Raw genomic sequence first — 23,368 nt, 5'->3', positions numbered from 1 at the left:
TCACCGCGGGGAACGCGTCCCCGATCTCCGACGGCGCCGCCGCCGTGGTCCTGACCACCCGCGCCCACGCCCAGACCCAGGGCTGGGCGGTCCTGGCCACCCTCCGCGCGGCCGGGCAGGTCGCCGGGCCGGACACCTCCCTGCACGCCCAGCCCGCCCGCGCCCTCGGACAGGCCCTGACCCGGCAGGGCTGGCACCCGAACGACCTCGACCACGTCGAGATCAACGAGGCCTTCGGCGCCGTCGTCGCCCAGTCCACCACCGAGCTCGGCCTGGACCCCGCCAAGGTCAACCCGCACGGCGGCGGCATCGCCATCGGCCACCCCATCGGCGCCTCCGGCGCCCGCCTCGTCGTCCACGCCGCCCACCAGCTCGCCACCAACGGCATCCACCGCGCCGCCGTCGCCCTCTGCGGCGGCGGCGGACAAGGCGAAGCCCTCCTCCTCGAAACCTGACACCACCACGCACACCCACGGCCCCACAACGGTGAGCATTCGCCCGCACATGACCACCAAACCCTCACCACAGACACCCCCACCCACACGGCCCAGCACACGCACCCGCGGAACGCGGAGCACGCCGTCGAATGGAGATTCGCATGACCCCGCCAACGACCGCAGGTCACGCCGTGGCCGCCCCCACCGCTCTGGACTCCCTGTTCGCGCCGCGCGGCGTGATGGTCGTCGGTGCCTCCGCGACGCCCGGCAAGCTGGGAGCGGTCATGGCCCAGTCCCTCGCCGCGTACGACGCGCCGCTGTACCTGGTGAACAGCCGGGGTGAGGGCATGCACGCTAGCGTCGGTGACGCGCTGGCGGTTGCCCGCGGCGCCGTGGACCTTGCCGTGCTCTGCGTCCCGGCCACCGCGACGGCCCAGGCGCTGCGCGACTGCGCCGACGGCGGCGTGCGCGCCGCCCTGGTGTGCGCGGGTGGCTTCGGCGAGGCCGGAGCCGCGGGGGAGGAGCACCAGCGCGCGGTCACGGCGGCGGTACAGGAGACCGGCATCCGGTTGCTCGGCCCGAACACCTCGGGATTCTTCCTTCCCGCCCGTCGGCTGCTGGCCAGCTTCGTGCCCGGGGTCGCCCAGCTCGCCGCCGGACCGGTGGCCGTCGTGGCCGCCAGCGGCGGGGTCAACCACGCGCTGGCCTTCCGGCTGCAGCGGGCCGGCGTCGGCGTCAGCCTCTGCGTGGGGTTGGGCGCCGGCGTCGACATCACCACCTCGGACGTGCTCGAGCACCTCGTCGGCGACGATCAGACGCACGTGGTGGCGCTGCACCTCGAGACGGTGCAGGACGGGCCGGCGCTGCTGCGGGCGGTACGACGGCTGTCGGCCGTCAAGCCGGTCGTCGCCCTCGTCGTCGGCCGCAGCGACGTCGCAGAGTTCGCCCGGTCGCACACGGGGGCGCTGGCGACGTCCTGGCGCACCACCCGTGCCGTGCTGCGGCAGGCCGGTGCCGTGCTCGTCGACGACGAGGACGCGCTGGTCGACGCCGTCACTGCGCTCTCCGGTCGGCGTCTGGCGCCGTCACCCGCGCCCGGCGTCGCGGTGATCACCGGCCAGGCGGGCCCTGGTCTGCTGGTCGCGGACGCCTTGCAGACCGCCGGGGTCAACCTGCCGCGGCTCTCCGGCGCCACCCAGGCGGCGATCGCCGAGGTGCTGCCGCCGCTCACCTTCCAGGCCAACCCCGTCGACACCGGGCGCCCCGGGCCCGGCTTCGACCGCGTCGTGGCCGCCGTGGCCGCCGACCCGGCCGTGGACGCGGTGGCGATCTACGGGCTGACGGAGCCGGTGGTGGACCTGCCCGCGACGGTCGTAGCGTCCGGCGCGGCCGACGAGCTGCCGGTGCTGCTCGGCGTGGACGGCCCGGCCCACGACGTCGACGCCCAGCGTGCTGCCGCGCGCGAGGCCGGGATCCCGCTCATCTCGGGCCCGACCGCGCTTGCTCGGGGCGTGGCGGCCCTGGTCGACGACGCGAAGGGGCGCTTCGCGCTCTCCCACGACGTGACCCCTGCCCAGCCGTGGCCCGGGCTGGCGGGACCGTGGGACGAGGTGGGCGCCAAGGAGCTCCTCGACGCCCTCGGCGTGCGGACGCCGCCGCGGCGCCGGTGCCGCGATCGCGGCGAGGCGCTGGACGCCCTGGAGGCGCTCGGCGGACCGGTGGCGGTGAAGCTGCTCGACGCGGCCGTCCTGCACAAGACGGAGGTCGGGGGCGTGCATCTCGGGGTCCGCACGCGTGACGACATGGAGCGCGCGGTCGACTCGCTCGTGGCGGCCGGCGCGCGGGAGGTCCTGGTCGAGACCATGGCAGCCCCGGGGGTCGACCTCATCGTCGGGGCCCGCAGGGACCCGGTCTTCGGCCCGGTCCTGCTCCTCGGCCTGGGCGGCACGGCGGCGGAGGTCCTTGCCGACGTCGCCATCCGCACCGTGCCGCTGAGCGACAGTGCGGCCGCGGCCATGGTGGACGACCTCCAGGCCCGCCGCCTCCTGTTCGGTCATCGCGGCGGCCCGACGCTCGACCCGACTGAGCTCGCGCGGGTGCTCACCGCGGTGGGCAACGCTCTGCTCGTCAACCCGGACGTCGCCGAGATCGAGGTGAACCCCCTGCGGCTCACCGCGGCGGGTCTGGTGGCGCTCGACGCCGTCGTCGTCACCGACGAGCACCCGCACTGACCGGTCCTCCACGCGGCTTCGGCGCGGTCGGAGGAAGGGACGGGCAAGCCCGTCTGATGCGCTTCGTAGGCCAGAGGGGCCCTCAGTGGACGAGCTTGAGACCGACCACACCGGCGACGATCATCACCAGGAACACCACCTTCAGCGCCGACAGCGGCTCCTCGCCGCTGGCCATCGCGTAGGCCACGGTCAGCACCGCGCCGATGCCCACCCACACCGCGTAGGCGGTGCCCACCGGCAGATCCCTCATGGCATAGGCCAGTCCCGCCATGCTGGCGGCCAGGGCGGAGAGGAACACCACGGTAGGTCCCAGCCGGCTGAAGCCGTCGGACTTGCCCAGTGCGGTGGCCCACACGGCTTCCAGCACACCGGAGATCACGAGAACGAGCCATGACATGACAGCCTCCACGGGCCGTCTTGTCGCACACCGGGTACGGCACCCATCGTCCGGAGGCCCGTGTTTGGGGCTCGTTTCCACGGTGTCACACGCCGTGGCCTGCGGCAATCTCAGTCCCGTCACCACCGGCGAGACCGGTGGCTCACCGGGCAGGACGTGATGTCCCCCCGCGCCGGCGGCCATCCTCGGCAAGCGGCTGTCCCGCCCGCTATCCCGACCAGCGGTACTCAAGCTCCGGTCGCCCGGCCTGCCCGTGCCGCGGCGTCCGGGTCACCCGGTCCACCCGCGCGAGGTGCTCGAGATAGCGCCGGGCGGTGACCCTCGAGAGGCCGAGCCGTTCGCCCACCTCGCTCGCCGAGAACGCCCGGTCGCCGTCGCGGAGCAGTGCCGTGATCTGGTCGAGGGTCTCGGGCGCCAGGCCCTTGGGCAGCCCGGCGGGGGCGTCGTCGTGCAGGGCGGCCAGCGCCCGGTCCACCTCATCTTGCGCGACGGCACCCGGCCGGCCGGCGGACAACGCCCGGCGGTAGGTGCGGTACCCGCGCATCTTCGCGGCGAAGTCGGCGAAGGCGAACGGCTTGATGAGGTAGCCGACGATCCCCGTGGTCGCGGCGGCCCGCACGGTGGGGACGTCGTTGGCCGCGCTGATCACCATGATGTCGACGTCCGTGCCGGAGCCGCGGATGAGCCGGGCGACGTCCAGCCCGTGCCGGTCGGGCAGGTGCATGTCGAGGAGCACGAGGTCGACGCGCCGGCCGGCGTCGCGGGACCGGGCGACGGCCTCGAGGGCGGCGTGGGCGGTGCGCGCGGTGGCGACGACCTCGAAGCCCTCCAGGCGGGCGACGTACTGGGCGTGCGCGGCCGCCGTCAGCTGCTCGTCCTCGACGACGAGGACCCGGATGACCGCCGGCCCTCCCGTCGCCCCGGCCCTGCCGCCGGTCACGCCGCCGGTCACGCCGCCACCCCGGTTCCGGTCACGCCGCACCGCCGCCGGACGCCCCGGACTGCGCGACCCGTCCACCCGAGGGGTCGCCGGCGCGCCGGGGCAGCTCGACGACGAACACGGCACCGCCGTCGTTGTAGGCGGTGACGCTGCCGCCGAGCCGGGCGACGGTCTGCCGGACGAGCGCCAGCCCGACGCCCCGGCCCTCGGGCCCGGCCGCCTTGGACGTGGTCCCCAGGGCGAAGGCGTCGCCGTCGCCCGGCAGCCCCGGTCCGGTGTCGGCCACACGGATCCGCAGGCCGGCCGGGATCTCGCTGAGGTCGACCTCGACGGTCGCGTCGACGCTCCCGGCCGCGGCGTCGATCGCGTTGTCCACCAGGTTTCCGATCAGCGTGATGAGGTCGGCCGGCGGGATGTCGAGGCCGCCCACCTCCCCGGTCACGACGACGTCGAGGCGCACGCCCCGCTCGTGCGCGGCGGCGGTCTTGCCGAGGAGCAGGGCGCTGACGAACGGCTCGTCCACCGAGGTGATCACCTCGTCGGTGAGCCGCTGGGTGCCACCGAGGTCGGCGACGGCGAAGTCCAGGGCCTCCCGCGTCCGCCCGAGCTCGAGGAGGGAGACGATGGTGTGTAGCCGGTTGGCGTGCTCGTGGGTCTGGGCCCGCAGCGCCGTCGACAGGCTCCGCGCCGTGCCCAGCTGGCCGCTGAGCCGGCTGATCTCCGTGTGGTCGCCCAGCACGAGCACCCGCCCGCCCGGCTTCTCCTCCGCCGGTGCACGGCGCAGCCGGCGCGGGCTGGTCCGGCCGGCGGTGACCGGCCGCTGGGTCACGTGGAGCACCCGCGTGCCGGTGACGTGCAGCTCGTCCTCGACCGTCGCGCCGGAGACCAGCAGGTCGCGGATGGTCGGCGGCAGGTCGATGTCGCTGAGGGCCAGGGGCAGGTCGTCGGCGCTGAGGGTCGCGGGCAGGTCGAGGAGCTCGGCGGCGCGGTCGTTGAAGAGCTGCACCGTGCCGTCGCCGTCGACGAGGAGGAGCCCCTCCCGGGCGGTGTGCAGGGTGGCGTCGGCGAGGACGTGCATGCGCGCGAGCTGCGCCGGGCCACGGCCGAGGGTGGTCCGCCAGAGGTACCGGGCCAGCAGCGCCGACCCGGCGGCGCCGAGGAGGAGGACGACGGCGCCGAGGGCGAGGACGCCGGGCACGTCCCGCGCCGTCGCGAGATCCACCCGCTGGACCGTGATGCCGGCCGCCGCCAGCGCGACGATGCCGCCGTCGTCGTCCCGCACGGGGGCGATGGCCCGGACCGACGGGCCGAGGGTGCCGGTGAAGGTCTCGGTGTAGGTCTTCCCGGCCAGCGCTGGCGTGCGGGTACCCCGGTAGATCCCGCCCACCTGCTCCGGGTCGGGATGGGTGAACCGGGTGCCGTCGGGCGCCATGACCGTGATGAAGTCGGCTCCCGCGTCCCGCCGGAGCCGCTCGATCGGCCCGGCCAGGGTGGCGGCCGGGTCCGGGGAGGTCACCGAGTCCCGCACGAACGGGTCGTCCGCGACGGCGGTGGCGAGCGTCCGGCTGCGGGCGACCGCCTCGTCGTGGTTGGCGCGCGCGTCGTTCTGCCAGAGCAGGTAGCCCACCCCGGCCGTCGCCACGAGCACGGCGACCAGCTGGAGGACGAAGACCCTCAGCGCGACGCTCCAACCCTTCACGGCCCGCTTCTTCCTCCCCGACGCGCCGAGCCTCGCGAACTCTATGACCGCAAGGGGAGGGCCCGGGGGCCTCGATGTGACAGTGGTCACGGTAACGCCGCCGGCGCACCGCTCGCCCCGTTGTCAAGGAGGACCCCATGGCTGTGAAGAGCACCGAACGCCAGGCCGGGCGTTCGCCGAAGAAGGACAAGACGCACTGGCTGTACATGTCGGTCATCGGCGCGGTGGTCGCGGGCGCGGTCCTCGGCCTCGTCGCACCGCACGCCGCCGTCGCCCTCAAGCCCCTGGGCACGGCGTTCATCGCGCTCATCAAGATGATGATCGCCCCGATCATCTTCTGCACGATCGTGCTCGGCGTCGGGTCGATCGCCAAGGCCGCGACCGTCGGCAAGGTCGGCGGCATCGCGCTGGTGTACTTCCTCACCATGTCGACGTTCGCCCTCGCCATCGGGCTCGTCGTCGGCAACCTCATCCATCCCGGCTCCGGCCTGCACCTGAGCGGCACCACCTACGAGGCGCCCACCGACACCGAGCACGCCGGGGGCACCGCCGGGTTCATCCTCGGCATCATCCCGACGACGCTGCTCAGCTCGCTGACCTCCGGCAACATCCTGCAGACCCTGCTCGTCGCCCTGCTGTGCGGGTTTGCCCTGCAGCGGATGGGCGCGGCGGGCAAGCCGGTCCTGAAGGCCATCACCTACGCCCAGTCGCTGGTGTTCCGCCTGCTCATGATGATCATGTGGGTCGCGCCCATCGGGGCGTTCGGCGCCATCGCCGCGGTGGTCGGCGAGACCGGCGTGCAGGCCATCGTGTCGATGGCCACGCTCATGCTCGCCTTCTACATCACCTGCGCGCTGTTCATCGTCGTCGTGCTCGGCAGCCTGCTCCGCGCCGTCACCGGGGTGAGCATCTTCAAGCTCATGAGGTACCTCGGCCGGGAGTACCTGCTGATCTTCTCGACCTCCTCCTCCGAGGCGGCCCTGCCGCGGCTCATCGCGAAGATGGAGCACCTGGGGGTCTCGAAGCCGGTGGTCGGCGTGACGGTCCCGACGGGTTACTCCTTCAACCTCGACGGCACCGCCATCTACCTGACGATGGCCGCGCTGTTCGTCGCCGAGGCGATGGGCAAGCCGCTGGCGCTGGGCGAGCAGATCTCGCTGCTGGTCTTCATGATCATCGCGTCCAAGGGCGCGGCGGGCGTCTCCGGTGCCGGCATCGCGACCCTGGCCGCCGGCCTGCAGTCGCACCGCCCCGACCTGGTCGACGGCGTCGGCCTCATCGTCGGCGTCGACCGGTTCATGTCCGAGGCCCGCGCGCTGACGAACTTCACCGGCAACGCGGTGGCCACGCTGGTGCTCGGCAAGTGGGTGCACGAGATCGACCTCGGGCAGGTCCACCGCGTGCTGGACGGGCAGGACCCCTTCGACGAGGCCACCATCGCCGCCGACGCGCACGCCGCCCCGCACGCCGTTGACGAGACGGACGCCGCCCGTCGGGCGGACGAGCCGAACCTCGTCGGGACGCACTGACCCTTCGGCTCGACCCCTGGAGGATCCGGCGCGGACGTCCCGCGCCGGATCTTCCGCGTGCGCGGGCGATCGTCGCCGCGCGCCGACGGGTTCCACGCCGTCGTGGCGCCATGGCCTAAGCCAGTGCCGTGAGGCGCGGGCGGAGCACGTCGCGGAGGCCGTCGGCGTCCGCGAGGAGGTCCTCGCTGACCAGGAGCCCGGCGGGGGAGAGGTCCCAATAGCGCCTCCCCGCCGTGGGTATCGATTCGACGACGTACCTGAATGGCGCGGCCCTCCGCCCGAGTGCTCGCTCGATGTCCTGGACCAGGCGGGTCACGAGCAGCGGCGGCGGCACGTTGGCGTTCGTCCTCCGGGGAGGGGAGGGATGCTCGGCGCGCCACCTCCGCGCCGGGTGGAACAGTTCCCTCTGCACGTCGCGCAGCTCGGTGCCGCGGGTCGACCCGAAGTCGGGGCCGCCGGGACGCGTCTCCGGGCGGTTCGCGATAAGCGCCGCCCACCATCCGTGCCACTGGTCCGCGAGGGCTGCTCGCTGTGCGCCGGACCATCCGGCCGGCTTCCACAGAGGAACCACGGGAGCGAGCGGCGGAAAGTCGTCTCCGTCGACGATCGTCAGCGCGTCGCGCACGTAGAGCGCGAAGAACAGGTCGTGAGGTTCCCCCAGGCTCACCATCCAGCTGGGGCCGGGTCCGTACCGCATGCTGCCTCCTCGTCATTCAGCGGCGGCCCGTATATGAGCGGTCCCCGGGCGCTGCTGCCGGTGAGCTGTGCGCCGCGGATCAGTGGTTGACGGCGTCGGCGTCGGACCGGAGGGAGTCGCGGCTCCCGATGCGCCAGGCCTCGAGAGCGGGCGAGGCGAGCACGGCCTCGACCGCCTCGGGCGCGCCGCCGACGAGGGTGGAGTCGAAGTCGATCTCCGTGGCGACGCACCACGCCCGGTCGGCCGGCCAGAACAGGTTCGGGGACTGGGCCCACCCGAACTCGGGCCCGTCGTAACGGGCAAGGTCGAGCACGGCCGAGAGAGGGCCCCGGAACAGGAAGTAGTCACGTCCGGGGAGGTGCACCCGGGGAGCCGACCGTTCCTGTGGCGTGAGGAGCGGCGGCGGCTCGGAGCCGCCACTGCCGTCCGAGGCGAGCCGCACCCATGCTCGGCCGCCGGAGAGCTGGCCCCATCCCTCCCAGAGCGCGAAGTAGCAGTGCTGCGGTGTGGTGGTGTGGGCAGCCAGGACGTCACAGAGCGCCTGAAGCGGCGCCACGGACAGGTTCCCCCATTCGGGCCGGCCGTCCGGCCAGACGTCGGATCCACGGTCGTAGGGGTCGTCGGAGCCGATGAGCGCGTGCCACTGCACGGTCGGGTGCACCTGCCGGCCGGTCACCTCGGAGACCTGCGCCCACGTCACGGGCTGCGTGCCGTCGTGGCGGTCCACGGGGTGCAGGACCCGTGCGTATGCGGCGTACCCGTCGGGCACCGTCCCGACGACCGTGCCGATGGGCCCGGTCAGCCGTCCCGCCAGCCAGCTGGCGGGGGAGGCGTCCTCCACGATCCGCACCGTCTGCGTCCACATGCGCCCATCCTGCCCCCCGCCGTCGCCGCCGAGCAGGCCGCCCCCGCCGCCGAGGCGCCCTCAGCTGCGGACGAGCTCCAGCTCCGCGGCCTCGTGTGCGGGGCGCAGCAGGAACTCGAGGCGCGCGAGCTCGTCGAGCATCGCGGCGGCCGAGGCGTCGACGATGTCGGTGGGCCGGAACGCGCCGTCCTGCATGAGGGTGGCGACGAAGGGGATGTTGACCGCCTCGACGGCGACCGCCATGCGCAGCGCGTCGAGCACGGGCTTGAGCTGCTGGGTGGCGCGGGTGCCGGCGGCGATCCCGCCGTAGCTGACGAGCCCCACGGGCTTGTCCTGCCACTCCTGGTGGAGGAAGTCCAGCGCGTTCTTCAGCACGGCGTTGTAGCCGTGGTTGTACTCCGGGGTGACGAACACGAAGGCGTGGGCGCCCGCCACGAGCGCGGACCAGTCCTTCGTGTGCTGGTGCTCGTACCGGCGCAGCTTCGGGTGGTGGGGCTCGTCCATGAACGGCAGCGCCAGCTCCGCGAGGTCGACGAACCGCACGTCGAACTGCCCATGGGCCTCCGCGCGCTCCCGGAACCATTCACCCACGTGGATGCCCACCCGACCGGGGCGGGTGCTGGCGACGACGACGAGCAGCGTGGGCAGCGAGTCGGTGGGAACGGTCATGGGGGTCCTTTCGATGGGTGGTGCTGCGGGCGGGCGTCCAGCAGCCTGGCACGGATCTCGACCGGGCCGCCCTGGACGCCGCGGCGTGGTCGCCGCCAGGCGGCTACGACCCCTCGGTGAGCAGGGTGCACCAGGAGTCGGTCATGACGTCCAGCGACGTGTCGCGGTCCACGTACCAGCCGTGCCGCATCCACCGGCGTGAGAGGAACTCCAGCTCGCCGAACGCGAGGACGCAGCGGACGCGGCGGGCCGAGGGGTCGAACCGGCCGGCGCGGTCGAGGCCGAGGCGCATGTCCTCGATGGTCTGGTCGAACCACAGGTCCATGGCGGCCTGGACGTCCGGGTCCACGGCAGCCGCCTGGTTCCCCGAGACGATGTACGCACGGATCTCCGGCCACTGGTCGAACTTCCGCGCCAGGTAGACCCTGATCTGTGCGCGGTCGCCCGCCTGCACGACGGACGGCAGCGGCGGGTCGTCCGGGGCAGTGAGGATCTCGTTCACCTCGCCGACGAGGGAGAGCATCAGGTCCGCCTTCGAGGCGAAGTGCATGTAGAACGTGGTCCTCGTCGTCCCGGCGGCGGCGGCGATGTCCTCGATGGTGGTGGGCGCGTATCCCTTCGCCTCGAAGAGCTCCAGCGCCCTCTCGAGCAGGAGCCGTCGCGTCATCTGCTTCTGGGCCTCGCGCAGGCTGGTCACGGGATTCTCCTCTGCCGAGCGGGCCCGAGGTCAGGGGCACCGCTCGAGGTGGTGGTGGGGATGGAGTGAAGCGTAGGGGGCGCGCACCAGCCCTGGCGAAGCGGCGTCGTCGGGCGGTCGGTCGGCGCCGGACCGGCAACTGCGGACCCTTGCGTCCCCAGCCAGGACCCGAGCATGGCGCCCGGGCGGCCGCGCTCGACGCCGCTGCGTGACGTGGCGGACACTGTCCTACAGTGCGTATGCGGTTATGGCAAGAGGTCAGGTCGATTGGCGTGCTGTCAAGGCGTATCCCGGCCGGCATCCCATGGCGCGGGGCCCGGCCGCGCGGCGGGCGTCTTCGTCGAGGGCGACGTCCAGCGGAAACTCGCGGCTTGGCGACCAATCCCGGCGGGGCAGGTCTCGGTTCAGAGACAGACTGCAATCTCACTAGACGCACAGTCAACCGACTGATACAACTGTCTCCTCTGTGAAGCAGGGCACACAACGACGCGTCCACGCTTCCGCCGGTCCCACCCGCCCGACCGGCCCGCCCGCCTCCCGTCCCCTTCCGTCCCCCCTGCCAGTTCGGTCCCAATGGAGGTCCCGTGCGTTACCAGTCCTTCCGAGCACCGGGGCGCGCCGTCCGTGGCCGGCGTCCTGCCCTGGCGCCTCCGGGCGGTGCCCGATGACCACGCCCCGCCTCGAGGTGCGCGACCTGTCCAAGACGTTCGCGGGTGTGACGGTGCTGGACCGGGCGCACATGAGCATCCAGCCCGGCGAGATCCACGCGCTGGTCGGCCAGAACGGATCGGGCAAGTCCACGCTGATCAAGCTCATCAGCGGCGTGTACCGGGCCGACGCCGGCGGCGAGATCCTCGTGGACGGCACCCGGGTGGGACCGCCGGTCCACCCCGGTCGGCTCCACCAGGAGGGTCTCGCCTTCGTCCACCAGGACCTCGGCCTCGTGGCGGACCTCAGCGTCCGCGAGAACGTCCGGGTCGGCCGGCACGCGACGCGCCGGTTCATCCGGTGGATCGACAAGGCCCGGGACCGCGACGCCGTCCGGAAGACCTTCGAGTTCCTCGGCGTGCCGATCGACCCCGACGCCCGCGTCTCCTCGCTCACGCCGAGCGAACGCGTCGCGGTCGCCGTCGCGCGGGCGCTGCAGGACCGTGAGGCCGGCAGCGGCGTCGTCGTCTTCGACGAGTCCTCCCGGGCGATCCCGCGGGAGGCCCTGCCGGCCTTCTACGAGATGATCCGGTTCCTCGCGGACCAGGGCACCTCCGTCCTCCTCGTGAGCCACAACCTCAAGGAGGTTCTCGCCGTCACCGACCGCGTCACCGCGCTGCGCAACGGCACGGTGGTGGACACGGGTGTCCCGACCGACGCGCTCGACGAGGCCGGCCTCACCCGGCTCGTGCTCGGGCGCGACGGCGCGCTGGACAACCTCGTCGAGGTCTTCCCCGCCACGCTCGTGCCCGGCGAGATCGAGATCCGGGGTGTCGCGGGCGGCCGCGTCACGGACTTCACCGCCAGCATCTCCCGCGGCGAGGTCGTCGGCGTCACGGGCGCGGTGGACTCCGGCCTACTCGACCTCTCCGCGCTCCTCGGCGGGGCCCGGGCGGGCGCGGGCCACATCGCCGTCGACGGCGCCACGGTCGACCTCGCCCGGGCGCGCGTGGCGGACGTCCTGGACGCCGGCGTCGCCCTCATCCCCCAGGACCGGCCCGGCCAGGGCCTGGCCCTGTCGCTGACCGTGGAGGAGAACGTCACCGCCCCCCACCTCACCACCCGGGGGTCGGCCTGGTGGACGGGCCGCGGGTGGCGCCACGCGGAGACCGACCACGTCCTCGACACGTTCGAGGTCTCGCCGCGCAAGCGGGACGCCGTCGTCGCCACGCTCAGCGGCGGCAACCAGCAGAAGGTCCTCATGGGCAAGTGGCTCCTCGGCAAGCCGAAGCTCCTGATCCTGGACGACCCCACCCAGGCCGTGGACGTGGGCGCGCGCGCCGCGATCCTCCAGGCCACCCGGCAGGCCGCCCAGCAAGGCACGGCGATCCTGCTGTGCTCCGCCGAGGTGGAGGACCTGGCCGCCGTGTGCGACCGGGTGCTCGTCCTCGAGGACGGCGTCGTCGCACGCGAGCTGACCGGCCCGCTCACCCCCGAGGCAGTCCTCAACGCCATCTTCACCCCCGTCGCAGGAGGCGCGGCATGACCACGACATCGACTTCCCCCAGCAAGACGAAGGCCCGCGTCCCCCAGTCCGGCTCCCGTGCGGGCGGCGCGCCGGGGCTGCTGCGGCGGTCGGGGCGCCTGGTGCTCCAGCGCTACGGACTCGTCCTCATCTGGCTGCTCATGATCGGCCTCTTCACCGTGCTGCTGCCCGGCGACGTCAGCGGCCCGGACGCGCTCCGCGCCGTGTTCGGCTCGCAGACGCCCCTGGTGTTCCTCTCGCTCGCCCTGGTGTGCACGATGGCGGTCGGCGAGTTCGACCTGTCCTTCGCGTCGATCTTCGGGCTCGCGGCGACGGCGGTCCCGTCCCTCGTCGTGCTGTACGGCTGGTCCTTCCCCGCCGCCGCGGTGGCGGCGATCGTGCTCGCCGGGCTGATCGGGGCGATCAACGCGCTCCTCGTGGTGGTCGTGGGCATCAACTCCGTCATCGTCACGCTCGGCGTCGGCAGCGTGGCGGGCGGTGCCGCCTACTGGATCTCCCGCGAGACCTCCGTCAGCGGCATGGACTCCGCGCTCTCGGCCATCGCGCTGCACCGGTTCATCGGCCTGCCGATGATCTTCTGGTACGGGGCGATCCTCGTCGCGGCATTCGCCTACATGATGGGCGCGACCCCGCTCGGCCGGCACATCCTCTTCGTCGGCTCCAACCGTGAGGTCGCCCGCCTCGCCGGCATCCCGGTCACCAAGGTCCGCTTCGGCGCCTACATGACGTCGGCGCTGATCTGCGGCCTCGGTGGGGTCGTCATCGCGGCCGGGCTCGGCGGCTTCGACCCGGCGACGGCGGAGACCAACCTCATGCCGACGTTCGCCAGCGTGTTCCTCGGGACGGTCGCCGTCGTGCCCGGCCGGTTCAACCCGGTGGGCATGTTCATCGCCGTCTACTTCCTCCTGACGGGGGTCTTCGGTCTCCAGCTCCTCGGGCTGGCCGGCTGGGTCACCAACGTCTTCTACGGCATCGCCCTCGTCCTTGCCGTCACCGTGTCCTTCCTCCTCCAGCGCCGGGTACGTGGCTGACCGCCACGCGCGCGGCCCGTCAACACACTCCAACGAGATCGGAACCAGCATGAAGAGATCCGTCAACGTCGTCCTGAGCGGCATGGTGGCCGCCGCCGCGCTGGTCCTCGCCGGGTGCAGCAGCGGCGAGACCAGCGACGCCACGACCCCGAGCGCGGCCGAGACCAGCAGCGCCGCCGCCGACCCGGCCGCCGTGGCCGCCCAGGAGAAGGTCGACCAGGCCGCCAAGGCGGTGGAGGCGTTCACGCCCCCCGGCCCCGAGCTGGGTGACCTCTCCGGGCTCAAGGGCAAGACGGTCTACTACGTCCCGGCCAACTACAAGATCCCGCTGTTCCACGTCGTGGGCGACGCCATGACCGAGGCGCTCGCCACGGCCGGCGTCGACGTCCAGGTGTGCGACGGCCAGGCCAGCCCGTCCTCCATGGCGGGCTGCCTCACCCAGGCGATCGACGCCAAGGCCGATGCCGTGGTCTCCGGCTCGATCCCCGACGACCTCGCCTCCGTCGCCTTCCAGCAGGTCCGCGACGCGGGCATCCCGCTGCTCTACATGCAGGTCGCACCGGCCGGCCCGGGCGAGCCGACCAAGGTCGGCTACCTGACGCCGGACAACATCGCGATCCAGGCGGTCAACGCGGACTGGGTCATCGCCGACTCGAACGGCAAGGCCAACGTCCTCGTCGTCAAGGTCACCGACACCCCGGCCACGACCCTGTGGATGGACCAGGGCCCGATCGCCGAGTACGAGAAGAACTGCCCGGACTGCAAGGTCACCGTGATCGAGACCAACACGGGCCAGCTGCAGAAGCTCCCGAGCCTCGTCAGCTCCGCGATGGTCCGCGACCCGGACATCTCCTACGTCCAGACCGAGTTCGACGTCACCGTCCAGCCCACGCTCCAGGGCCTGCAGTCCGCCGGGAAGGCGGACAAGGTCAAGCTCATCAGCCAGGACGGCACCCTCGCCGTGCTGCAGATGCTCGCCGAGGGCCGCGTGGCCGGCAACTCCGGCATCAACCAGAACGCGGTCGGCTGGTACGGCGCGGACCAGGTGCTCCGGATGATGTCCGGGGCCCCGAGCAACCAGAACGTCGCCTTCCCCTACCAGCGGCTCTTCACGCCGGAGAACGTCAAGGACCTCGACCTCACCCCCGAGGGCGAGGCGTCCGGGTCCTGGTACGGCGCCACCGACTACCAGGACGGCTTCAAGAAGCTGTGGGGCGTCAGCTGAGCGGCCCGCTGGGCAGAGTCCGGTGAGTCACCGGACGCGCTGAACGCCCGGTGTCCGGGAGCGGCCTGACCGGCGGCTCCCGGACATCGTGCGTGTGGGTGGCGTCACACCGGGCGGGCGCGCGCCGTCGCACGCCCGCCCGGTGTGACGACATGTCACCGCGTGACGCGGATCACACCGAGGACATGTGTCGGCCGAATGGGACAATGGAGGGGCCGGCTCGCGGGGGTGGGCGCACCCATCCGAATGGGTGCGTATGCCTCCGCGCTCCCACCAGGGTGCCGCTGGGCGGTCTTCTTGCGAGAGGTCCGCCCGGGGTGGTGGGACGAGCGCCCGCGGCAGGCCGATCGGCCTGTCCGGGCGTCCGAGTGCGGCGAACGCGCACGCCGGAGGTTCACATCATGGAGTTCGTCAAGGGGCAGACCGTCGTCCACCCGCACCACGGTCCCGCGACCATCACGGATGTCACGACCCGATCGATCAGGAATGTCCCCAAGCGATACCTGACGCTCGACGTCCACCGCACCACGCTCACGATCAGTGTCCCGGTCGCCGGCGCCGAGGAGATCGGGCTGCGGCCGGTCCTCGACACCGCCGGGCTCAGGGAGCTCTTCGACGTCCTGCGCGCCCCCACCACCCACGAGGAGCAGGGCTGGTCACGCCGGCTCAAGGACAACCAGGAGCGGCTGCGGACCGGCGACCTGCTCGTCACCTCCGGCGTCGTCCGGGACATGACGCGCAGGCTCGACGAGCGGGGGCTCTCGTTCGGTGAGAAGGACCTGCTGAAGGAGGCCCGCCGGCACCTCGTCGCGGAGCTCGCGGTGTCCCTGGGTGTCACCGACGAGCGCGCCGGGGACATGGTGGACGCGGCGGTGCTGCGCGGCGAGGAGCCCGCGCTCGGCGTCGAGCTGGCCAGGGCCGGCTGACGCGGGCCGGCGCACGTCCGTGGGCGCGGAGGTCAGCCGAGAGTGGCCTTGAGCACGAGCTCGAAGACCGGGCGCGGGTCGGTGTCGTCGTGCCTGGCGATGCGGTGGAGGAGCAAGCCCTCGAAGCAGGCGCTGATCGCGGAGGCGGTCGTCACCGGGTCGCGCACGCCCAGCCTCGCAAGGGTGAGGACGACCGCCGCGATCATGGTGTCGTGGGCGCGCGAGAGCGTGTCCCGGAGCGCGGCGTCGTGGCTGGCCTCCATGAAGAGGACCAGGCGGGCGGTCGTCTGGGTCCGGTTGGCCTGCGTGAGGTGGTCGAGGAGCCCGCAGAGGCCGTCGAGGAGCTCCGCCGCCGACGCGGGCGGTGTGAACGTGGACCCCAGCTCGGGCCGCTCTAGCTCCGCCACGCGCTCGACGACGCCGGAGACCAGGGCCTGTCGGGTTCGGAAGTAGTTCGAGGCCGATCCCTTCGGCAGCCCGGCCCGCTCATCGACGCGGGCGTGAGTGAGCGCGCGGAGTCCCTTCGTCCCGAGGAGCTCGATGGCGGCGTCCAGGACACGCGCTTTCGTCGGCGTCATGTCCCCAACTATAACTGTAGTGACTCGTCACAATGAACGTAGTAGCGTGAGGGGATGGAGCGTAGCGAGCGCCCGACGGGCGCACATCCAGTCCCGGACGCAGACCCGGAGACGCAGGCCCTTCCCGACGTCGACGGGGTGACGCACCGCTTCGTCGCCCTGCCAGGGTTGCGGATGCACGTGGCGGAGGCGGGCAGCGGCGAGCCGGTCCTGCTGCTCCACGGCTCGCCGCAGCACTGGTGGGCGTGGCACGGGGTCATCCCACACCTGGTCGGGCACTACCGCGTGATCTGCCCGGACCTGCGCGGATCGGGCTGGACCGACGCCCCACCGGGGGGCTACACCCGGGACCAGATGCTCGCCGACGTCGTCGCCCTGCTGGATACACTCGGGCTCGGCCGCGTGCGGCTGGCCAGCCATGACATGGGGGCGATCACCGGGTACGTGCTGTGCCGCGACCATCCCGAACGCGTCGAGCGTCACGTCGTCATGGGCGTCCCGCCGCCGTTTGTCAAGGTCCGCGCACGCCTCCTCCCACGGTTCCGGCACCTGTGGCACCAGGAGGTGCTCGCGATCCCCGGCGTCGGTGCCGCGCTGGTCGGGCGAGGCCGGCAACGCGTCCCGCGCCACATGCTCGACGACTTCGTCGCCGACCCGGCCGCGTTGTCGCCGGCGGACATGGACATCTTCCTCGCCCGCCTCCGCGAACCCGACCGGGCTCGCGCCCAGTCCGCGATGTATCGCCACCTGGTCCTGCCCGAGGCGGTGTGCATCCTCCGCGGGCGCTACGGGGGCACCAGGCTCCGGACGCCCACCATGGTGATGGTCGGTACCGAGGACCAGGTCTTCCCGCCCGCGGTGGTGCGGGCACTCCTGCGGGGCGGCGGGGCGCATGCCGACCACGTGGAGCTCGCGGCAGTCAAGGGCGCCGCGCACTACCTCGCCACCGAGGCGCCCGAGCAGGTGGCCGACCTGATGCTGAGGTTCTTCGCCGAGGTGGCCTGAACAGCGACGGGGTACAGCTTCGCCGTCGGGCGGGCCGCGTTCCTGGGGATGTCAGACGGCGGCCGCTGTTCGACGGACGTCGGCCGAGAATCCGCAAGAACGGAACGGAACGGGCTACGCCGAGGGCGCCCGCGAGATCCGCACTGTGTTGCCGGACGGGTCACGGAACGCGCAGTCGCGGGGTCCCCAGGGCTGGTCCATGGGCTCCTGCAGCACCTCGGCGCCCGAGGCCCGCAGCGTCTCGAAGAGCGCGTCGAGGTCGTCGGTGCGGAACACGAGGATCGGCAACGATCCCTTGACCAGCAGCTCCTGGAGGGCGTCGCCGTCGTCCTGGGACCGGCCGGCGTGCGGCTCCGACAGGACGATCTCGAGGCCCGGCTGCGTGGCGCTGCCCAGGGTGACCCAGCGGAACCCGCCCGAGGCGACGTCGTTGCGCACCTCGAGGCCGAGGCCGTCGCGATAGAACGCGAGCGACTCGTCCAGGTCGTTGACGGTCACGTTGCAGTACTGCAGTGCGATGCTCATGCCGCCCACTCTAGGAAGCGGCCGCGCCGACGGCTTCTCCGTTCCTGCTCGATGAGAGGCGTCCCGGCCGTGTGCGCGCCTTCGCCACGCACGCCGGCATCGCCGCGACCGCGCCGTGCTCGCGGCGGCGGTAGGAGCTGGGTGTCTCTCCCACGAGCTCGGTGAAGCGGGAGCTGAACGAGCCCAGCGAGGTGCAGCCCACCGCCATGCACGCGTCGGTCACGCTCATGCCCCCACGCAGCAAGGCCATCGCCCGCTCGACCCGGCGGGTCATGAGATAGCCGTACGGGGTCTCGCCGTAGGCCGCGCGGAACTGACGCGAGAAGTGCGCCGGCGACATGAGCGCGCGGCGCGCCATCGTCGGCACGTCGAGCGGGCGCGCGTACTCCCGGTCGACCAGGTCCCGCGCCCGGCGCAGGTGCGCGAGGTTGGCGAGGCCCTCCGGGGTCATGGACCAAAGCGTAGCAATCAGGCGTCGCCCTCGTCCGTGGGCCCCGCCACCGGCGCTTGTGCGGTGACGGCGGGCATGGCGAGGGCCGCGACGGCGGTCAGTCCGGCCGCGACGAAGGCCGCGGTGAACACCGCGGTGGAGGCGGAGCCGATCGCCGCGGCGTCGTGGGCGCCGGCCGAGGAGTAGACGCCGTTCGCCACCGCGCCGAAGACGGCGACGCCGATCGCGCTGCCGATCGAGCGGGCGAACATGGTGGTGCCCGTGACGACGCCGCGCTCGTGCCACGGCACGCTGGACTGGGCGGCGATCAGGCTCGGCGCCGCGACCAGGCCGAGGCCGAGCCCGACGACGAAGCAGCTGGCGGCCACCAGGAGCACGGCCGGCCTGGGGGCCACCATGAAGGCGAGGAGCGCGGCCCCGGCGAGCACCAACAGCATGCCGATGAGGACGGTGCGGCGGAAGCCGATGCGGAGGTAGAGGCGCCCGGACTGCGAGGCGGAGATGGGCCACCCGAGCGTGAGCGCGGCGAGGGCGAGGCCGGCGAAGATCGGCGGGGTGCCGAGCACGCCCTCCAGGAAGGTGGGTACGTAGGAGGTGAGGCCGAGCATGACGGCGCCGACGCCGAAGGCGATCAGCGAGGTGGTCAGGACGAGCCGACGGGAGAAGAGCCAGCCCGGGAGGACGGGTTCGGCGGCACGGCGCTCGACCACGACGAAGATGAGCAGCAGCGCGGCCCCGGTCGCGAAGGCGCCGACGCTCACGGGGGAGTCCCACGCCCAGGCCTGGCCGCCCTCGAGGATGGCGAGCATGAGCAGGCTCAGTGCGCCGGTGAGCAGGCCCGCGCCGAGGTAGTCGACCTTGTGCGCGGTGCGTGCGACGTTCTCGTGGAAGGACCGCCCGAGCATCCACACGGCGAGCAGGCACAGCGGCACGTTGATGAAGAAGATGCCGCGCCAGAGACCGAGCGAGGAGAACACCCCGCCCAGCGTCGGCCCGACGACCGAGGAGACGGCCCACACGCTCGCCAGGTAGCCCTGGGCCTTCGCGCGTTCGCGGACGGTGTAGATGTCCCCCGCGATGGTCATCGCCATCGGCTGCACCGCGCCGGCGCCGAGGCCCTGCAGCAGCCGGAACGCGATGAGCGCGGGCATGCTCCACGCCAGGCCGCACAGCACCGAGCCCAGCAGGAACAGCCCGATGCCGATGAGGATGATGGGCTTGCGGCCCACCATGTCCGAGACCTTCGCGTAGACGGGGACCGAGACGGCCTGCGCGAGCAGATAGCTCGAGAACAGCCACGGGAAGGCGGAGAAGCCGCCGATGTCCCGCACGATCGAGGGGACCGCGGTCGCGACGATGGTCGCGTCGATCGCGATCAGGCCGGTGGTCAGCATGAGCGCGATGAGGATGGGGCCGCGTTCGGACCGGAAGCCGACCCCGGCCTGGGTTGCTGCAGTCATCGGTCGTCCAGCTCTCATGATGTCTCGGGTGCGCGAGGGGCGCGGGGCCCGGCGCCGCCCGGTGAACCGGGTCGCAGGACGGGTCGCGTCGTTCCACGGGCCGCGCGAAACGGTCCGGACCGATGGAAGAGTAGTCGGCGCCGGCGCCCCTCGCCCGCCGATCGCCGGGCGGCGCCGACGGGTGAGACGGGCCGTGCGCCGGTAGCCGGGATCTGAGAAGCCTCCGGCCGTGTCGGTGGGAGGTGAGAGTGTCCCCTCATGACGACGACGAACCCGACACGGGCGCCCCGCGTGCGTGCCTCCGAGCTCGCCGGCCGCGGCTGGCTCAACACCGGCGGCAAGGACCTCGGGCTGGCCGACCTGCGCGGCAAGATCGTGATCCTCGACTTCTGGACGTTCTGCTGCATCAACTGCCTGCACGTCCTGGACGAGCTGCGCGAGCTGGAGGAGCGTTACCGCGACGTCCTGGTCATCGTGGGCGTGCACTCGCCCAAGTTCGTGCATGAGGCCGACCCGGCGGCCCTCGCCGCGGCGGTCCAGCGCTACGGCGTCGCCCACCCGGTGCTCGACGACCCCGAGCTGGTCACCTGGTCCGCCTACACCGCGCGCGCCTGGCCGACCCTCGTCGTCCTCGACCCGCAGGGCTACATCGTCGCGACGATGGCCGGCGAGGGGCACGCCACCAACCTGGAGATCCTCGTCCGCGAGCTCGTCGCCGAGCACGAGGCGGCCGGCACGCTCCACCGCGGCGACGGCCCCTACGTGGCTCCCGAGCCGCCCGCCACGACGCTCCGGTTCCCCGCGAAGGCCACCCTCCTGCCAGGCGGCAACCTCCTCGTCGCCGACGCCGGCCACCACCGCCTCACCGAGCTCGCTCCCGACGGCGAGACGCTCGTGCGGACCATCGGTGACGGCGAGCGTGGCCGGGCCGACGGCGGGCCCGACGTCGCCCGGTTCAACGAGCCCAACGGCCTGTGCCTCGTGCCCGAGGACCTCCGCGGGACGCTCGGCTACGACGTCGTCGTCGCCGACACCGTCAACCACCTCCTGCGCGGGGTCCGCCTGGCCGACGGGCACGTCACCACCCTGGCGGGCACGGGCGCGCAGTACATGGTCGGCGGCGCCGAGAACGGCGCGGGGACCGACGCGCTCGGCCTGCGGCTGAGCTCGCCGTGGGACGTCCTCTGGTCGCCGGCCGCCGGCGCGTTCGTCGTGGCGATGGCCGGCAACCACACGCTCTGGGTGTTCGACCCGGTCGCGGGGACGGTGCGCCACCTCGCCGGCACCATGCACGAGGGCCTCGTCGACGGCGCGCTCGACCAGGCGTGGTTCGCGCAGCCGTCCGGCCTCGCCGTCGACGCCGACGAGGGGATCTGGCTCGCCGACGCCGAGACCTCCGCGCTGCGCCGCGTCGAGCTCGGCCCGTCGGGCGGGCGGGTGCGCACCGTCGTCGGCGAGGGCCTCTTCGAGTTCGGGCACCGCGACGGCCCGGCCGCCGAGGCGCTCCTCCAGCACCCGCTCGCGGTCTGCGCGCTGCCCGACGGCACGGTCGCCGTGGCGGACACCTACAACGGCGCCGTGCGCGTCTACGACCCGCGCGCCGGTGAGGTCTCCACCCTCGCCACCGGTCTGGCCGAGCCGTCCGGGCTCCTCGTCGTCGACGGCGGCACCCACCTGCTCGTGGTGGAGTCCGCCGCCCACCGGCTCACCCGGCTCGCCCTGGGCGAGAAGGGGCGCCACCACGACGGCGAGGCGCACCGCACCCGCCGCCCGGTCACCGAGGTCGCCCCCACCTTCACGCTGCGGGTGGTCTTCACCCCGGCCACGGGCCAGAAGTACGACGACCGTTTCGGCCCCTCCACCCAGCTGGATGTCGCCGTCTCCCGGCCGGGCGCCCTCGCGGCCGGCGCCGGCTCGGGCACCGAGCTGGAGCGGGTGATCACGCTGACGCCGTCGACGGCGGGGGCCGCGTCGGCTGACGGCGGCGCGGACACGGTCCTCTCGATCACCGCCAAGGCCGCCTCCTGCGACGCGGACCCCGCGGTGGAGTTCCCCGCCTGCCACCTCGCGTCCCAGGACTGGGGCATCCCGGTGCGGGTGGTCGAGGGCGGCCCCGCGGAGCTCGTGCTCCCGCTCCACGGCTGAGGAGCCGCCTCCCGCTGCACGCCTGAGGAGCACGAGCGGCCGAGGAGTCGCCGGCCGCGTAGCCGCAGCGCCGAGCGGCGGCTACGCGCTGGTGGTCGCGAAGCGGCGCCGGCTCCGCTCCTTCGCCTTCTCCGCCTCGACCTCACGGTTCTTGGGCGGCGCGGAGGTGACGAGGTGCGCGAGCAGGTGCTCGGTCTCGTGCGCGATCGCCTCGACGGCGGCGTCGAAAGCTGCCGCGTTCGCGGCGGACGGCTTCGTCATGCCGCTGATCTTGCGGACGTACTGCAGCGCGGCGTCGTGGGCCTCCGCGCTCGTCGCCGTGGGCTCGAAGTTGTGGAGCGTCCGGATGTTGCGGCACATGCGTCGAGCCTGGCACGGGCGGTCTGGCCTGCCAAGGCCCCCGGTCTGGGGCATCCCGGGCGAGGCGTGGGGCCCTAGTGTGGTCGGTGGCACCCCGATCTCATGACGTCAGCGAGGACCGCGATGAGAAGGATCGTCCTGTCCATCTCCATCTCCGTCGACGGCTTCATCGAGGGACCGGACCGCCAGATCGACTGGCACCGGATCGACGAGGAGCTGCACCGGCACTTCAACGAGCAGCTCCGGCCGATGGGCGCGTTCCTGGAGGGGCGCGTCACCTACGAGCTCATGGAAGGGTTCTGGCCGACCGCCGACGCGGACCCGTCGGTCCCGGGCCCGATGGCCGAGTTCGCCGCCATCTGGCGGGAGATGCCCAAGATCGTCTACTCCCGGACCCTGCAAGAGGCCGGCCCGAACGCCACCATCGTGCGGGACGTCGTCGTGGAGGACGTCCTGGCGCTCAAGGCCCAGCCGGGCGGGGACCTGGCGGTCGGTGGTGCCGACCTCGCGGCCACCTTCCGGGAGCACGACCTGATCGACGAGTACCGCCTCTACGTCCACCCCGTCCTGATCGGGCGTGGCAAGCCTCTCTTCGCGGCCTCGGACACCTGGAGCGACCTCCGCCTCGTCGAGACCCGGACCTTCGGCAACGGGGTCGTCCTCCTCCGGTACGAGAAGGCCGCCTCGCCGGCCTGACATCGGCGGCCTCCCGCCCGGGCGGCACCCAAAATCAGGCGCGACGGCGCCTCACCAGGGTCCTGATCCCCAGGTACGCGGCGCCGCCGGCCGCCACCCACGGGCCGGCGACGATGAGCGGGTCGATCCACTGGTGGCTCAGGTCGGCGCGCTTCTGCCCGAGGCGGGACGCGACGGGGTGGTGCGAGAGCTCGCTGAGCACCCCGGTCTCGGTGACGGGGTTGTCCAGGTGCAGCGTCACGAACGACCGGAGATGGCTCTCCCAGGCGTCCACCCGGTCGGCGGCCAGGAGGAGGAGCCAGTGCGCGGCGCGTGCCTCGCTGTACGCGCGGTAGGCGTGCTTGCGCATCGCCCCGGAGACGCCCCGTGGCGGGCTGGAGGTGCCGAAGACGGGCGTGAGGAACTTGTGCTCGATCGAGCGTTCCCGCGGCCACGTCTCGGGCTGGCGCTCGGGGAAGTCCCAGTGCGCGCCGGTGGGCAGGTTCTGCTCCCGGGGCACCGCGGGACGGTCCTTGGGGTCCAGGTCCACGCCCCAGCCCGGGATCCGCGCGCGCAGCTCGTCCGCGGAGGGCGCCTGCTGGGGCTTGTCGGCCGTGTACGCCATGGTGTTC

At 72.9% G+C, this 23,368-nt stretch carries 22 protein-coding genes, 1 pseudogene and 1 riboswitch; of the genes and pseudogenes, 10 read left to right on the top strand and 13 right to left on the bottom strand.

The features are described from left to right. Both EJK16_RS14085 and EJK16_RS14080 read left to right on the top strand, forming a co-directional pair. A pseudogene (locus EJK16_RS14085) lies at nt 1–455 on the top strand (acetyl-CoA C-acyltransferase); the annotation flags it as partial. Between the two features lie 143 nt (nt 456–598). Beyond that, entirely contained in the window at nt 599–2,668 is a 2,070-nt protein-coding gene (locus tag EJK16_RS14080) for an acetate--CoA ligase family protein (protein ID WP_127130356.1), read from the top strand. Between the two features lie 82 nt (nt 2,669–2,750). Here the strand turns inward: EJK16_RS14080 and EJK16_RS14075 are convergent, their stop codons facing one another. The 3 genes from EJK16_RS14075 to EJK16_RS14065 all read right to left on the bottom strand — a co-directional run bounded on the left by EJK16_RS14075 (nt 2,751) and on the right by EJK16_RS14065 (nt 5,704). Further along, entirely contained in the window at nt 2,751–3,065 is a 315-nt protein-coding gene (locus tag EJK16_RS14075) for a multidrug efflux SMR transporter (RefSeq protein WP_127130354.1), read from the bottom strand. A gap of 9 nt (nt 3,066–3,074) precedes the next feature. Continuing rightward, nucleotides 3,075–3,141: riboswitch (guanidine-III (ykkC-III) riboswitch) on the bottom strand. 132 nt (nt 3,142–3,273) lie between these two features. Continuing rightward, nucleotides 3,274–4,017: a response regulator gene (locus tag EJK16_RS14070; protein ID WP_240646069.1), complete on the bottom strand. Its 744-nt coding sequence runs from the start codon at nt 4,015–4,017 to the stop codon at nt 3,274–3,276. A gap of 19 nt (nt 4,018–4,036) precedes the next feature. Then, nucleotides 4,037–5,704 (bottom strand): ATP-binding protein, encoded by a 1,668-nt coding sequence (locus EJK16_RS14065; protein ID WP_164737351.1) that lies wholly within the window; start codon nt 5,702–5,704, stop codon nt 4,037–4,039. 137 nt (nt 5,705–5,841) lie between these two features. Between EJK16_RS14065 and EJK16_RS14060 the strand changes: the two genes are divergently transcribed. Then, the gene (locus EJK16_RS14060; protein WP_127130350.1) at nt 5,842–7,233 is read left to right on the top strand and encodes a cation:dicarboxylate symporter family transporter; all 1,392 of its coding nucleotides are present in this window, start codon (nt 5,842–5,844) and stop codon (nt 7,231–7,233) included. 115 nt (nt 7,234–7,348) lie between these two features. Here EJK16_RS14060 and EJK16_RS14055 read toward each other — a convergent pair whose 3' ends face one another. From EJK16_RS14055 to EJK16_RS14040, 4 genes are all read right to left on the bottom strand, one after another. Then, a complete protein-coding gene (locus EJK16_RS14055; RefSeq protein WP_127130349.1) occupies nt 7,349–7,930 on the bottom strand; it encodes a hypothetical protein in 582 nt (193 codons plus the stop codon). 79 nt (nt 7,931–8,009) lie between these two features. Beyond that, complete coding sequence (locus tag EJK16_RS14050; protein WP_127130347.1) at nt 8,010–8,795, bottom strand: hypothetical protein; 786 nt, start codon at nt 8,793–8,795, stop codon at nt 8,010–8,012. 60 nt (nt 8,796–8,855) lie between these two features. Further along, nucleotides 8,856–9,464: an NADPH-dependent FMN reductase gene (locus EJK16_RS14045; RefSeq protein ID WP_205739769.1), complete on the bottom strand. Its 609-nt coding sequence runs from the start codon at nt 9,462–9,464 to the stop codon at nt 8,856–8,858. Nucleotides 9,465–9,567: 103 nt separating this feature from the next. Next, entirely contained in the window at nt 9,568–10,161 is a 594-nt protein-coding gene (locus EJK16_RS14040; RefSeq protein WP_127130345.1) for a TetR/AcrR family transcriptional regulator, read from the bottom strand. Between the two features lie 664 nt (nt 10,162–10,825). Here EJK16_RS14040 and EJK16_RS14035 point away from each other — a divergent pair. The 4 genes from EJK16_RS14035 (at nt 10,826) to EJK16_RS14020 (ending at nt 15,537) form a co-directional block, all read left to right on the top strand. Continuing rightward, nucleotides 10,826–12,355: a sugar ABC transporter ATP-binding protein gene (locus tag EJK16_RS14035; protein ID WP_127130343.1), complete on the top strand. Its 1,530-nt coding sequence runs from the start codon at nt 10,826–10,828 to the stop codon at nt 12,353–12,355. Beyond that, entirely contained in the window at nt 12,352–13,386 is a 1,035-nt protein-coding gene (locus EJK16_RS14030) for an ABC transporter permease (protein WP_127130341.1), read from the top strand. The genes EJK16_RS14035 and EJK16_RS14030 overlap by 4 nt, the downstream gene beginning before the upstream one ends. Nucleotides 13,387–13,435: 49 nt before the next feature. After that, nucleotides 13,436–14,611: a substrate-binding domain-containing protein gene (locus tag EJK16_RS14025; RefSeq protein WP_127130339.1), complete on the top strand. Its 1,176-nt coding sequence runs from the start codon at nt 13,436–13,438 to the stop codon at nt 14,609–14,611. Nucleotides 14,612–15,012: 401 nt separating this feature from the next. Next, a complete protein-coding gene (locus tag EJK16_RS14020; RefSeq protein ID WP_127130337.1) occupies nt 15,013–15,537 on the top strand; it encodes a CarD family transcriptional regulator in 525 nt (174 codons plus the stop codon). Nucleotides 15,538–15,569: 32 nt separating this feature from the next. Here EJK16_RS14020 and EJK16_RS14015 read toward each other — a convergent pair whose 3' ends face one another. Further along, nucleotides 15,570–16,115, bottom strand: a complete 546-nt coding sequence (locus EJK16_RS14015) for a TetR/AcrR family transcriptional regulator (protein ID WP_127130335.1) — start codon at nt 16,113–16,115, stop codon at nt 15,570–15,572. A gap of 54 nt (nt 16,116–16,169) precedes the next feature. Between EJK16_RS14015 and EJK16_RS14010 the strand changes: the two genes are divergently transcribed. Beyond that, nucleotides 16,170–17,120 (top strand): alpha/beta fold hydrolase, encoded by a 951-nt coding sequence (locus EJK16_RS14010; protein ID WP_127130333.1) that lies wholly within the window; start codon nt 16,170–16,172, stop codon nt 17,118–17,120. Nucleotides 17,121–17,234: 114 nt separating this feature from the next. On the opposite strand, the gene EJK16_RS14005 is transcribed toward EJK16_RS14010, so the two are convergent. Genes EJK16_RS14005 through EJK16_RS13995 form a run of 3 tightly spaced genes read right to left on the bottom strand, consistent with a single transcriptional unit; the run spans nt 17,235 to nt 19,574 of the window. Next, nucleotides 17,235–17,645 (bottom strand): VOC family protein, encoded by a 411-nt coding sequence (locus tag EJK16_RS14005; RefSeq protein ID WP_127130331.1) that lies wholly within the window; start codon nt 17,643–17,645, stop codon nt 17,235–17,237. A gap of 10 nt (nt 17,646–17,655) precedes the next feature. Further along, nucleotides 17,656–18,096 (bottom strand): helix-turn-helix transcriptional regulator, encoded by a 441-nt coding sequence (locus tag EJK16_RS14000; protein ID WP_127130329.1) that lies wholly within the window; start codon nt 18,094–18,096, stop codon nt 17,656–17,658. Nucleotides 18,097–18,113: 17 nt separating this feature from the next. Next, on the bottom strand, nt 18,114–19,574 hold the full coding sequence (locus EJK16_RS13995) for an MFS transporter (protein WP_127130327.1): 1,461 nt from the start codon (nt 19,572–19,574) through the stop codon (nt 18,114–18,116). 240 nt (nt 19,575–19,814) lie between these two features. Here EJK16_RS13995 and EJK16_RS13990 point away from each other — a divergent pair, with 240 nt between their 5' ends. Then, nucleotides 19,815–21,701: an NHL domain-containing thioredoxin family protein gene (locus tag EJK16_RS13990; protein ID WP_127130325.1), complete on the top strand. Its 1,887-nt coding sequence runs from the start codon at nt 19,815–19,817 to the stop codon at nt 21,699–21,701. Between the two features lie 81 nt (nt 21,702–21,782). On the opposite strand, the gene EJK16_RS13985 is transcribed toward EJK16_RS13990, so the two are convergent. Further along, nucleotides 21,783–22,061, bottom strand: coding sequence for a DUF2277 domain-containing protein (locus EJK16_RS13985; RefSeq protein ID WP_127130323.1), 279 nt, complete (start codon nt 22,059–22,061; stop codon nt 21,783–21,785). Nucleotides 22,062–22,184: 123 nt separating this feature from the next. Here EJK16_RS13985 and EJK16_RS13980 point away from each other — a divergent pair, with 123 nt between their 5' ends. Then, complete coding sequence (locus tag EJK16_RS13980; protein WP_127130321.1) at nt 22,185–22,757, top strand: dihydrofolate reductase family protein; 573 nt, start codon at nt 22,185–22,187, stop codon at nt 22,755–22,757. A 34-nt stretch (nt 22,758–22,791) separates the two neighbouring features. On the opposite strand, the gene EJK16_RS13975 is transcribed toward EJK16_RS13980, so the two are convergent. Continuing rightward, nucleotides 22,792–23,361, bottom strand: coding sequence for a hypothetical protein (locus EJK16_RS13975; RefSeq protein ID WP_127130319.1), 570 nt, complete (start codon nt 23,359–23,361; stop codon nt 22,792–22,794). Nucleotides 23,362–23,368: the final 7 nt, after the last annotated feature.

This window comes from Georgenia sp. SYP-B2076 (genome assembly GCF_003991205.1).
Lineage (GTDB): Bacteria > Actinomycetota > Actinomycetes > Actinomycetales > Actinomycetaceae > Georgenia.
Note: the sequence above shows the minus strand (reverse complement) of the source record. Positions and strands in the feature narration are given on the sequence as shown.

Excerpts from the sequence above, each read along its gene's own strand:
- EJK16_RS14080 (WP_127130356.1), top strand. The coding sequence starts at position 599 with ATGACCCCGCCAACGACCGCAGGTCACGCCGTGGCCGCCCCCACCGCT.
- EJK16_RS14075 (WP_127130354.1), bottom strand. The coding sequence starts at position 3,065 with ATGTCATGGCTCGTTCTCGTGATCTCCGGTGTGCTGGAAGCCGTGTGG.
- EJK16_RS14060 (WP_127130350.1), top strand. The coding sequence starts at position 5,842 with ATGGCTGTGAAGAGCACCGAACGCCAGGCCGGGCGTTCGCCGAAGAAG.
- EJK16_RS14055 (WP_127130349.1), bottom strand. The coding sequence starts at position 7,930 with ATGCGGTACGGACCCGGCCCCAGCTGGATGGTGAGCCTGGGGGAACCT.
- EJK16_RS14050 (WP_127130347.1), bottom strand. The coding sequence starts at position 8,795 with ATGTGGACGCAGACGGTGCGGATCGTGGAGGACGCCTCCCCCGCCAGC.
- EJK16_RS14045 (WP_205739769.1), bottom strand. The coding sequence starts at position 9,464 with ATGACCGTTCCCACCGACTCGCTGCCCACGCTGCTCGTCGTCGTCGCC.
- EJK16_RS14035 (WP_127130343.1), top strand. The coding sequence starts at position 10,826 with ATGACCACGCCCCGCCTCGAGGTGCGCGACCTGTCCAAGACGTTCGCG.
- EJK16_RS14030 (WP_127130341.1), top strand. The coding sequence starts at position 12,352 with ATGACCACGACATCGACTTCCCCCAGCAAGACGAAGGCCCGCGTCCCC.
- EJK16_RS14025 (WP_127130339.1), top strand. The coding sequence starts at position 13,436 with ATGAAGAGATCCGTCAACGTCGTCCTGAGCGGCATGGTGGCCGCCGCC.
- EJK16_RS14020 (WP_127130337.1), top strand. The coding sequence starts at position 15,013 with ATGGAGTTCGTCAAGGGGCAGACCGTCGTCCACCCGCACCACGGTCCC.
- EJK16_RS14015 (WP_127130335.1), bottom strand. The coding sequence starts at position 16,115 with ATGACGCCGACGAAAGCGCGTGTCCTGGACGCCGCCATCGAGCTCCTC.
- EJK16_RS14010 (WP_127130333.1), top strand. The coding sequence starts at position 16,170 with ATGGAGCGTAGCGAGCGCCCGACGGGCGCACATCCAGTCCCGGACGCA.
- EJK16_RS14005 (WP_127130331.1), bottom strand. The coding sequence starts at position 17,645 with ATGAGCATCGCACTGCAGTACTGCAACGTGACCGTCAACGACCTGGAC.
- EJK16_RS14000 (WP_127130329.1), bottom strand. The coding sequence starts at position 18,096 with ATGACCCCGGAGGGCCTCGCCAACCTCGCGCACCTGCGCCGGGCGCGG.
- EJK16_RS13995 (WP_127130327.1), bottom strand. The coding sequence starts at position 19,574 with ATGAGAGCTGGACGACCGATGACTGCAGCAACCCAGGCCGGGGTCGGC.
- EJK16_RS13990 (WP_127130325.1), top strand. The coding sequence starts at position 19,815 with ATGACGACGACGAACCCGACACGGGCGCCCCGCGTGCGTGCCTCCGAG.
- EJK16_RS13985 (WP_127130323.1), bottom strand. The coding sequence starts at position 22,061 with ATGTGCCGCAACATCCGGACGCTCCACAACTTCGAGCCCACGGCGACG.
- EJK16_RS13980 (WP_127130321.1), top strand. The coding sequence starts at position 22,185 with ATGAGAAGGATCGTCCTGTCCATCTCCATCTCCGTCGACGGCTTCATC.
- EJK16_RS13975 (WP_127130319.1), bottom strand. The coding sequence starts at position 23,361 with ATGGCGTACACGGCCGACAAGCCCCAGCAGGCGCCCTCCGCGGACGAG.